Genomic DNA, 11,227 nt, shown 5'->3' with positions numbered 1-11,227 from the left:
TTTTTTTGTGTTGATAATTTAAGGCCATATACTTTCTTAAGAAAATTTGTTATAATTAGCTTATTAGTACCTAAGGAGGCAATATTCTATGGCTATGATTACATTATTTTCATCACCAAGTTGTACTTCTTGCCGAAAAGCAAAACTGTGGTTAGAAAATCATAATATTCCTTATATTGAACGTGATGTGAATAAAGAACCATTGCGTGCTGAAGAAGTTAAAGAAATACTGAGATTAACTGAAGATGGAACGGAAGAACTTATTTCTAAGCGTTCAAAGATATTTTCTAAGTTAAATTTGGATCTTGACAGTATGTCTATTAATAAATTTATTGAACTAATAGTAGATAATCCTTCTTTATTAAAGCGGCCAATTATTATGGATGATCATCGCATGCAAGTTGGATACAATGATGACGAAATCCGTCGTTTTTTACCTCGTGATATACGTCAGCGTGAACTCATTCGTGCAACATTTAAGGCTGACTTTGAAGAAAAAGCAAAAGATTTAGTAGTTGAGAGAGACTAAGATGGTTCAATTTTCTAACTGTTTTTGTCATAATAATTCCAAAAAAATAAATGAAAGGCGGCTATTAAATTATGGAAATGGAAAGAATTAATGATAATACAATTCGTGTTATGATTGAAAATACTGATTTAAAGGAACGCGGCATTTCTGTTATGGAATTACTAGGAGATCACGATAAAATAGAATCTTTTTTTTATAATATTTTATCTGAAGTCGATGTTGACCATGATTTTAGTGATGATGATCAGGTAAGCTTTCAGATTTTACCAAATCGTAATGGCTTGGAATTGTTTATTTCAAGATTAGACAATGATAATCAAGTAGGTGATGTTATTAATAATTTGATGAGTTACACCAAAAACAAATTGGAAACTATCGACGATATTACCGATGAAAGACGTACTGATTTACAACAAAATGACAATAGTTTAACTACTTCAAATTCTTCCGAATCTCAAAAGGTAGTAACAAATTCTGATGTTGTTACGAATTCTGAATTAATTTTGAAAATTTCAAATTTTGAGTCGATCATTGCGATTTCAAAAATAGATCAAATGAAAAATATTTTGTCTGATTTGTATCGATATAATGATGTGTTTTATCTTGTATTGACATTTTCCACTGATAAAATGACACTGGAGAAGATTGCAGATGAGAAATCTTTCGCCATTGAATTTGCTTCAGAAAGTACTATAAAAAGAGATGTGTTGCACGAACATGGCGAAATTGTTATGCGTGTAAATGCACTCGTCCAAATAAAAAATATTTTTAAATGAGCGCATATTTTTTGTGTAATATAAAAATTGGTGTGATTAGAAGGGATAAGTTATGAATTTATTAACAACTGCCATTATAGTTGTTGTTGTATGGGGTTTAATTGCTTTAGGAAGTTGGCTATGGGTATTTTTATCTGCAAAAACTAGTGCTGTACTGCTTAAACCGATTGATTTTACAAAAAAAATGTCAAATGAAAATGGCCAAATTATTGATGTGAGAGAATCGGCCGCATACAAGCGCTCGCATATAATGGGTGCTCGGAATATACCAGTGGCTAATTTTTCACAAGGAAAATCTGGCTTACGAAAAGATCGCGATATTTTCTTGTATGATGAACGGTTACGTGATGTTGTTCGTGTCGGTAAATCTTTGAAAAAACAAGGATACCATAAAAGTAAAATATTTATTTTGCGTGGTGGTTTTAGTCGATACGATGGCAAAACTACAAAATAACTAATATTGAGGCAATTTGCACTTAGAAAACTCTAAGTGTTTTTTTGTTTGGGAAATTATAGTAAATTTTTCAGATAAAAAGTGTATAATAAAAGGTGTAATATGTAAGCGGTTACAACTTAAGGAGTATCAATCATGAGGTATATTAATTATTTTAATCAAGATGCATATACAAATATTGCCATGGATGCTTGGTTATTGAAAAATTTGAAACCAAAAGAACCTGTGTTTTCTTTATGGCAAAATAAGCGTGCTGTAATTGTTGGTGAGAATCAAAACACATTTTCTGAAGTTAATTCTGACTATGTTGATTCGCATAATGTCGAAGTTGTGCGACGCGTATCTGGAGGCGGTGCAGTTTATCATGATTTAGGAAATATTTGTTTTACATTCTTTGTACCTGTGTCTAGCAGCGCACGTGTTGATTTTCATCAATTCGTTCAACCTATGGCTGATGCATTGGAGTCACTTGGAATCCATGTAGATATATCTGGCAGGAATGATCTAGAAATTGAAGGAAAAAAAGTGTCAGGTAATGCACAGCGTTATGCTGGTGGGTATTTGATGCATCATGGGACATTACTTTGGGATACTGATGTGGACGCAATGGTTCGCTCATTGAACGTTGCGGACGAAAAATTTATTTCCAAAGCCGCCAAATCTGTTCGTACTCGTGTTGGTAACATTAAGGATTATGCGCCAAAAGATTTAACGATTGACAAGTTTATTGACAAGTTGACTTATTACTTGACAAACGAGGGACGAGACGGTGAATATAAATTAAATGCTAATCAAAAATCTGATATTTTAATGTTACGGGATAAAAAGTTTTCTCAATGGTCATGGAATTATGGTCAAAGTCCAGAATTTATGTATAATAATCATGCAAAATTTAGTGGTGGTAGTATTAATGCTCAAATTGATGTTCATGATGGTAAGATAACAGATCTTAATTTTACGGGTGATTTTTTGGGGGTTCGTGATTGGCGAGAGATGAAGTCACAATTGATTGGTATACCGTTCACATATGGATATATTGCTGATATTTTAGAGAAAAATAAAGATGGTCAATACTTTGGTAGTATTACGAATAATGAGTTATTAGAGACGTTTTTTCAGAAAGATGAGGTAGAAACTAATGCGTGATGTTATTGTAGCAAATAAGGAAATTCTTGACTTTGATAATCAAATGCAAGTACAAGATGATGTGTTTCCAATACTGCATATTTTAGACAGTGATGGTGAAATTGTTGATAGTGAATCATTACAAAGAGCTCAGTTAACTGAGGAAGACTTTATAAATATCATGAAGCGCATGTTGCTAAGTCGTCAACTAGATATTCGTTCAACCAAGTTGGCAAAGCAAGGACGTTTTGGATTTTTTGCGCCAACTGCTGGACAGGAAGCTTCTCAAATGGCCTCATCATATGCTTTTAAAGATGATGATTGGTTAATGCCAGGTTATCGCGATATCCCTCAGATTGTTGTTAAAGGATGGCCAATTTGGAAAGCAATTTTATGGTCACGTGGCCATGCATTAGGCAATGTATTTACAACTGAAGAGGGTAAACCGGTTAATTCGTGGATGCCACAAATTATTATTGGGGCGCAATATGTGGAAGCGGCAGGTATTGCACTTGGTATGAAAAAGCGTCAAAAAGATGCGGTTGCTTATGCCTACACAGGAGAGGGTGGTTCATCTCAAGGTGATTTTTATGAAGGCGTAAATTTTGCAGGTGCTTATAAAGCGAATGCGGTTTTCTTTATACAAAATAATGGCTTTGCTATTTCGACACCCCGTGCGATGCAAACGGCTGCAACGCATTTGGCCGCAAAAGGTTGGGCTGCAGGTGTACCCAGTATTGTTGTTGATGGAAACGATCCTATTGCAGTCTACTTGGCATCAAAGGAAGCAAGGGCTTGGGCAACGAGTGGCAAAGGTCCCGTGTTAATTGAAACGCTCACTAATCGTTTAGAGGCGCATTCAACTGCCGGTGATGATCCATTACGTTATCGCACACAGGCAGATATTGATGCTGCTTGGAAAAAAGAACCATTAATTCGAACGCGTCAATACATGACTGGTCAAGGTATTTGGGATGAAGATAAAGAAGCAGCTTACATTACTGAGGTCAATGCGCTTATTGATGATCAAATCAAAATAGCTGATAAGGTTTCTAAGCAGAAAATTTCTGACTTTATCAAAAACACACTTGAAGTACCAAGCTATGCGATGGCTGAGCAAATTACCAAGTTTGAAAGCGAGGGAAAGTAACATGGCTGTTAAAAGTTATATTGATGCGGTTCGTGAAGCGATGGACTTAGCATTAGAGAAAGACAATAATGTTTTGATTTTTGGTGAAGATGTTGGTAAAAATGGTGGTGTATTTCGAGCAACAGATGGGTTGCAAGCAAAATATGGCGAAGACCGTGTTTTCAACACACCTCTGGCAGAATCTGGCATCGGTGGATTAGCCATTGGCCTGACGACACAAGATTATCGGCCAATCATGGAAATTCAATTTTTCGGTTTTGTATTTGAAGTGATGGACTCCATTGCTGGTCAAATGGCCCGTAATCGATATCGATTTAATGGTACGCGTAATATGCCCATTGTTGTACGATCACCTTATGGTGGCGGTACTAAGACGCCTGAAATGCATGCAGATAATCTTGAAGGTATGGTGGCACAGATTCCTGGAATTCGTGTGGTAATGCCAGCTAATCCAGCGGATGCAAAAGGATTACTCTTGAGTGCAGTTGAATCTAACGATCCTGTTGTTTTTTTGGAGAATATACATTTGTATCGTTCAATGAAAGGTGATGTGCCCCAAGGATACTATACAACACCACTAGATAAAGCGGCAGTTGTCCATGAAGGTACGGATGTGTCAATCATTTCTTATGGCGGCGGTGTGCCAGTTGCTTTGAAAGCGGCAGAGGAACTAGATAAAAATGGTATTTCAGCAGAAGTATTAGATCTACGCACAGTGTCGCCACTTGATATTCAAGCTATTGGTGACACGGTTACTAAAACTGGTCGAGTTGTTGTTGTCCAAGAGGCACAACGTATGGCGGGTATTGGTGCAAGTATTATGAGTGAAATTTCTGAACGCTTTATCCTGAGTTTGAAAGCACCGATTGGGCGTATTGCGGCACCAGATTCAGTTTATCCTTTTGGACAAGCAGAAAATGATTGGATGATTAAATCTGATGATGTTGTGGCCAAGGTAATGGAGGTTGTGAATTATGACTGAGATTTTTAAAATGCCTGATATTGGCGAAGGCATGGCTGAGGGAGATATTACATCATGGCTTATTAAGGTCGGAGATGTGGTTGCTATGGATGACCCTGTTGCTGAAGTTCAAAATGATAAATTAATTCAAGAAATTTTATCACCTTATGGTGGCAAAGTGACTAAGTTATTTGTCGAAGCAGGGACAACTGTTGAAGTAGGTGATTCATTAATTGAATTTGATGGCGATGGCAGCGGTGAAGCTGCAAGTGGTCAGGAACCAGATACAGTGGAAAATAAACAAGTTTCTGAAGTGTCATCAGAAAATCCAACCGCACAAACAGAAACCATCGTGCAAGTTGCTAATGGTCATGTTTTAGCTATGCCTTCGGTTCGTCATTTGGCTTATGAAAAAGGACTTGATCTTACAAAAATCACACCTAGTGGTCGTCATGGTCACGTCACTTTGTCTGATGTTGAAAAATTCCAAGATGTTGATGAAACAACACCGGAAATTAATGCACAAAAAGTGGTTCAACCAACAGAAGCGGTTAACACAAAGAACAGTTCTTCTCTGGTTGCACCGGAACCATTGCGAGAGGGTCGTCAACCATTAACAGCAGTACGTAGGGCAATTGCTAAAGCAATGAGTACACAGAATGCCAATATTCCGGCGGTTACTAATTTTGATTCGGTTGAGGTTAGTAAGCTAGTGGCTCATCGTCAAGCATTTAAAACGCAAGCCGCTAATGATGGCATTCGCTTGACATATTTAGCATATGTTGTAAAGGCATTAGCTGCTACAGCAAAAAAATTCCCAGAATTGAATGCTAGTTTAGATATGACAACACAAGAAGTGATCTACCATGATGATGTCAATATGGGTATAGCAGTTAGCGCACCATCAGGATTGTATGTACCAGTGGTTGGACATGCGGATCAAAAGTCAATTTTAACTATTGCTTCAGAAATTTCTGAACTCGCTGAAGCGGTTCGTACTGGGACCATTCGACCTCAGCAAATGCAAGGTGGGACGATTACTATTTCTAATTTAGGATCAGCACGGGGCACATGGTTCACCCCAATTATTAGTGGTAAAGAAGTCGCTATCTTGGGACTGGGTTCGATTTTGAAAGAACCTATTGTCAATGAAAATGGTGATCTTGCGATTGGTCAAAATATGAAGCTATCGCTTAGTTATGATCATCGCCTAATTGATGGCATGCTTGGGCAATCAGCAATGAATTATTTGAAACAATTATTGGCTGATCCGGCTTATATGTTAATGGAGGTTTAATCATGGTTGTGGGTGCACAAGCGCGTGAAATTGATACAGTAGTGATTGGTTCCGGACCTGGTGGTTATGTTGCTGCCATTCGTGCAGCGGAGTTAGGCCAAAAAGTTACTATTATTGAACGGGATACGATTGGTGGTGTTTGTCTGAATGTTGGGTGTATACCATCAAAGGCTTTAATTAATGTTGGTCACCATTATCGTACAGCAACATCTGCAACACCTTTTGGTTTAACGACGAGTGGGGCAGAACTTGATTGGCATCAGGTTCAAGATTGGAAACAAAATAAGGTTGTTAGTACTTTGACTAGTGGTGTTGAAATGTTACTTAAAAAACATCATGTGGAAATCATTAAAGGTGAGGCAAGATTTAACGATAATGCGACACTCAATGTGTTACAAGAAGACGGGCATGAATTATTACAGTTTAATAATGCTATTTTGGCAACTGGTTCGCGTCCAGTAGAATTAGCTAGCATGCCATTTGGTGGTCGTATTATTGATTCGACAGGTGTTTTGAGTTTAACTGCTATACCAAAAAAATTGATTATTGTGGGTGGTGGCGTGATTGGCTCTGAGTTAGGCGGTGCCTATGCTAATTTAGGAACGCAAGTGACAATCATTGAAGGTTTAGATCACACATTAAACGGGTTTGATCACGAAATGACGAAGCCTGTATTAGATGATTTCACAAGCCGTGGTGGCGTAATTGTGACGTCTGCAGTTGCTAAATCAGCAGAACAAACAACAGACGATGTCACGTTAACCTATGAAGTTGCTGGTAAAGAACAAACGATCACCGGAGATTATTTATTGGTCGCAGTCGGTCGCCGTGTGAATACGGACGATGTTGGACTTAATAATACGGATATTAAGCTATCAGATCGTGGTGTGATCGAAGTTGCTGATAATATGCAAACAAGTGTTGCACATATCTATGCGATTGGTGATATTACCGCAGGTCCTCAGCTTGCGCATAAAGCAAGTTTTCAAGCAAAAATTGCGGCTGGTGCGATTGCAGAAGACCCACAAGCCCATGACTTGCACTATTCATTACCTGCTGTGGCGTACACTAATTATGAGTTAGCAACAACTGGTGAAACACCAGACTCAGTAAAAGACAAAAAGCTTAATGCTAAAATTTCAAAATTTCCATTTGCTGGCAATGGACGTGCTATTTCCATGGATGAGACGGTCGGTTTTATTCGGCTCATTAGTGATAAAGAGACACATGCGCTACTTGGTTGCCAAATTGTTGGACCAAATGCGTCAGATTTGATTTCTGAATTATCCCTTGCAATTGAGAATGGCTTAACTACGAATGATATATCATTAACAATTCATCCACATCCAACATTGGGAGAAGCAATTATGGATACTGCTGAATTAGCTGATGGTTTACCAATTCATATTTAAATCATAGTGCTCTTTTATATAATTATGATAAAATAAAGTTGCCACGATAGTGACAACTTTATTTAGATAAGGATAAATATGGCAAAATTTACAACAGCTGATGATGTCACTATTGACTACAATATACACGGACAAGGGCAATCTGTGATCCTAGTTGCCGGTTATTCGGGTAATCAGGCAACATGGACAGCACAAACTGATGTGTTAGTGGCCAATGGTTTACAGGTTATTACCTATGATCGACGTAATCATGGTAAAAGTGATACAGTTAATTACGGAATGCGTCTTTCACGTCATGGGAAAGATTTAGCAGAACTTATATCAGTATTGCAATTAAAAAAGCCAATATTACTAGGTCATTCTATGGGAGCCAGTACAATTTGGGCTTATTTATCACTATATGGGGACAACAATATAAGAGCTGTAATCACGGAAGACCAGGTACCAGTAATGTTGCGTGATGATAATTGGCCATTTGGTATTTTTAATTCTGATATTAGCACAGTTGTACCTGCTATTGAAAAGTTACCTCATACAAAACTCACGCGTTTAAAAATTTCAACAGAAATTAAAAGCGCACTAAGTCAAGCATATCAACCATTTGATTTTCAAATGAACGCACCATTACTATTAAATAGTGCCATACAGGACTGGCGTGACGTGGTGGTTCGTGAGCAAGTACCACATTTGTTTTTGGCAGGTGGTGCATCACCCTTGTGGTCAGCAGATCATGCAAAATTTGCATCAAAAATGGCACCTTATGGGCAGTATCATGTCTTTGCTGATGTTGGACATATACCGCATATTGAATCTCCGGATGATTTTAATCAAGTTGTTCTAAATTTTATTGATACCTTATAAATTCAAAATAAAAATAGTGACTAATAAGCTAGGCTTAGTCACTATTTTTATTTTGATTTTTTGGGGATGAAATGATTTAAATATCCTTTGAACTAATTAGTCGTTTCGATGGCTGTTACAATTTCTTCAAGTGATTGACTACCGAAAATAACTTGGTCACTTTGATTGAAAATCATGGCTGGAACACTCCTAATATGATGCTTTTCGCGTATTTCAGGGAAAATTTGTAAATCAATCATTTCAGCAGAAACATGTGGATTAAGGGCCGCAATATGTTGGCAAGCAGCCACAACATCAGGACAAAAATGACACGTCAACGATACGCCAATAGCAATAGTGGTTTCTGGTAATTTTTTGATCCGTTCAACAAGTTGACTATCAATAGTTTGTCCGGGACCAGCAGTATTATAGATAGCAAGAACCAAGGAATTCAGCTCATGTCCGGTCGGAATACCGCTAAATTGAATACCAGTGTCCAAACCAGTAGCTGTCAGTAGTCTAAAGTATGGTAAATGGTGAGCCATTGATTGATCAATAGTTTTTGATACGAATTGAATGTGTGAATTCAATGCGCTGAATTCCTGCAAAAATACCGTGAGTTCACGACTTTTTTCGGAATTATCTGTTAATTGTGACAAAACAATATCTTGTTCTAATTTGTTAAAAATGGGTTGCAGTTGTTGTACCAATTCATTTGCAAACCAATGGCTCTTACGATTTTGCGTCATAACAGGTTGTTTTTCTTCTAGGGCACTTGTTTGATTCAAAGTGGTGTTTGCTTTTTTATTCGTCATTTGGCGTGTAATCGCAATATTTAATGCCTTTTTTAACGCTGTGACGTATAATTCAGCACTGGTAGAAGCGATAGCACCATCAGAAGCAGCAGTGACAATTTGACGTAAGGGTTTTGAAATCACGTCACCAGCTGCAAAAACCCCAGGTATATTTGATTGACCTGTTGAATCAGTCACAATATATTGATTTTCATCAAGGGTAATATCTTTTTTAAACAACTTTGTTTGTGGATCTGTCCCAACATAGATGAACATACCAAAGGTATTATCATCTGGGGTAAGATGATATGTGGTTATTTCGTGTGTTTGATTATTGATGAAGTGCGCTTCAGACAAATAGTCTTTACCTGTAACAGAGACCACTTCTGTGTATGGCAAAATTGTAATACGATCGTTCGATCGCGCACGATCAGCTGTCAATGGGGCACAAGTAAAGTCGGCAGATCTCATAACAACGGTGACATGTCGAGCAAAACGGGTCAGATAGTCTGCCTCTTCAGCGGCAGCGTAACCACCACCGATGACAAAGACTTCCAATCCACTAAATAATTCGCCGTCACATGTTGAGCAATAGGCAACACCACGGCCACGAAATTCATGTTCACCCTGAAAACCAACTTCATGTGGCTTAGCACCAGTTGCAATAATAATACTGCGTGCGCTGTAAATATCTTTTTTCCCAGTAACAGTTTTGATGTACGATGCACTAAAATCATAATCTAGGATAGTGTCTACTACAAAGTTAACACCAAAGTCTTTTGCCTGCTGTTGCATTTTGTTAACGAGTTCAGTGCCGTCAATCGTTTCAATTGCAGGGTAATTAGCAACTATTGATGTCGTGATGACTTGACCTCCAATTTGATCTCCTTCGATTATAAGCGTATCCATGGTAGCACGTCCAGCATAAATGCCAGCAGATAAACCGGCTGGGCCACCACCAATTATGATTGTGTCATAAATATGGTTTTTTATCATCTTTGGGTCCTATATTATAATTTTCCAACTAAATCTAGGCTTGGCGTAATCGTGTCTTCACCTGGGTGCCAATTGGCAGGGCAAACACGATCGCCATGTTCAGAGACAAATTGTGCAGCCTCCAATGTCCGTAGAATTTCTTCAGCATTTCGACCAATTCCCATGTTATTGATGGTATATGATTGAATCTGACCTTCAGGATTGACAATGAAAACAGCTCGGAAAGCTAAGCCAGCTTCTTCATCGAGAACGTTGAAAAAGCGTGCTAATTTACCAGCAGGATCAGCTAGCATTGGATACTTAATTTTAGCAATTGTATCAGTGGCCTCAGCCCAAGCTTTATGGACAAATTCGCTATCTTCTGAAACTGAATAAATCTCGGTGTTGGCTTTTTGGAAATCAATGTAGTGATCAGCTAAGTCACCTAATTCTGTTGGGCAAACAAATGAGAAATCAGCAGGATAGAAAAAGTAGACGCCCCATTTACCCAAAGTATCTTTTTTTGTGACTGAAGTAACGGCACCATTATGGTATGCGTTGACAGAAAAGTCGGCAATTTCTTGGTTAATAAAGTTAGTTATCATGATTTTCCTCCTTTTAAATTACAATCATTCTAAACTAGTTTCATTATACTACTTTGATAATAAAAAATGCAAGTTTATTGTTACGAGAATAAAAAAATTAAGTTAGCTAAAAATTAGCGTGTAATTGAGCTAGACATTTGGTTTCTGGGTTTTGAGACATTAGATATTTAATCAACAATTAAAGGGTTCAAAGCCGCCATATAGCAATTTAAAACTATGTTTTGTCAGGTTATTGCATACATTCATGAGAGAAGGATGACTTATTAAACAAAAATAAAACCTGTCGTTCTATCAATAAATTTTAAGTTA

11 protein-coding genes are annotated in these 11,227 nt (G+C 37.6%); 9 read left to right on the top strand and 2 right to left on the bottom strand.

All coding sequences use genetic code 11. From position 1 onward, the window contains the following. Positions 1–94 precede the first annotated feature (94 nt). The 9 genes from spx to EUI_RS0107645 all read left to right on the top strand — a co-directional run bounded on the left by spx (position 95) and on the right by EUI_RS0107645 (position 8,565). A complete protein-coding gene (gene spx / locus EUI_RS0107685) occupies positions 95–529 on the top strand; it encodes a transcriptional regulator Spx (protein WP_014947674.1) in 435 nt (144 codons plus the stop codon). Positions 530–600: 71 nt separating this feature from the next. Continuing rightward, positions 601–1,305, top strand: coding sequence for an adaptor protein MecA (locus tag EUI_RS0107680; RefSeq protein ID WP_010017242.1), 705 nt, complete (start codon positions 601–603; stop codon positions 1,303–1,305). Between the two features lie 52 nt (positions 1,306–1,357). After that, on the top strand, positions 1,358–1,759 hold the full coding sequence (locus tag EUI_RS0107675; RefSeq protein ID WP_010017240.1) for a rhodanese-like domain-containing protein: 402 nt from the start codon (positions 1,358–1,360) through the stop codon (positions 1,757–1,759). Positions 1,760–1,894: 135 nt separating this feature from the next. Next, positions 1,895–2,905 carry a lipoate--protein ligase gene (locus tag EUI_RS0107670; protein WP_010017239.1) on the top strand — a complete coding sequence of 337 codons (1,011 nt, stop codon included), beginning with the start codon at positions 1,895–1,897 and terminating at the stop codon, positions 2,903–2,905. Further along, the gene (locus EUI_RS0107665; RefSeq protein WP_010017238.1) at positions 2,898–4,034 is read left to right on the top strand and encodes a thiamine pyrophosphate-dependent enzyme; all 1,137 of its coding nucleotides are present in this window, start codon (positions 2,898–2,900) and stop codon (positions 4,032–4,034) included. The genes EUI_RS0107670 and EUI_RS0107665 overlap by 8 nt, the downstream gene beginning before the upstream one ends. Before the next feature lies 1 nt (position 4,035). Further along, positions 4,036–5,016, top strand: coding sequence for an alpha-ketoacid dehydrogenase subunit beta (locus EUI_RS0107660; protein WP_010017236.1), 981 nt, complete (start codon positions 4,036–4,038; stop codon positions 5,014–5,016). Beyond that, positions 5,009–6,292 carry a dihydrolipoamide acetyltransferase family protein gene (locus EUI_RS0107655; RefSeq protein WP_010017235.1) on the top strand — a complete coding sequence of 428 codons (1,284 nt, stop codon included), beginning with the start codon at positions 5,009–5,011 and terminating at the stop codon, positions 6,290–6,292. The genes EUI_RS0107660 and EUI_RS0107655 overlap by 8 nt, the downstream gene beginning before the upstream one ends. A gap of 2 nt (positions 6,293–6,294) precedes the next feature. Continuing rightward, entirely contained in the window at positions 6,295–7,704 is a 1,410-nt protein-coding gene (gene lpdA, locus EUI_RS0107650; protein ID WP_010017234.1) for a dihydrolipoyl dehydrogenase, read from the top strand. Positions 7,705–7,782: 78 nt separating this feature from the next. After that, positions 7,783–8,565 (top strand): alpha/beta fold hydrolase, encoded by a 783-nt coding sequence (locus EUI_RS0107645; RefSeq protein WP_010017233.1) that lies wholly within the window; start codon positions 7,783–7,785, stop codon positions 8,563–8,565. A gap of 92 nt (positions 8,566–8,657) precedes the next feature. Here the strand turns inward: EUI_RS0107645 and EUI_RS0107640 are convergent, their stop codons facing one another. Together EUI_RS0107640 and EUI_RS0107635 are read right to left on the bottom strand one after the other, a co-directional pair. Continuing rightward, positions 8,658–10,334: an FAD-dependent oxidoreductase gene (locus EUI_RS0107640; protein ID WP_010017232.1), complete on the bottom strand. Its 1,677-nt coding sequence runs from the start codon at positions 10,332–10,334 to the stop codon at positions 8,658–8,660. Between the two features lie 14 nt (positions 10,335–10,348). Then, complete coding sequence (locus tag EUI_RS0107635; RefSeq protein WP_010017231.1) at positions 10,349–10,918, bottom strand: redoxin domain-containing protein; 570 nt, start codon at positions 10,916–10,918, stop codon at positions 10,349–10,351. Positions 10,919–11,227 lie beyond the last annotated feature (309 nt).

The sequence above is a fragment of the Leuconostoc gelidum subsp. gelidum KCTC 3527 genome (assembly GCF_000166715.1).
GTDB lineage: Bacteria > Bacillota > Bacilli > Lactobacillales > Lactobacillaceae > Leuconostoc > Leuconostoc gelidum.
This window is presented reverse-complemented; position numbering and strand designations above follow the sequence as displayed.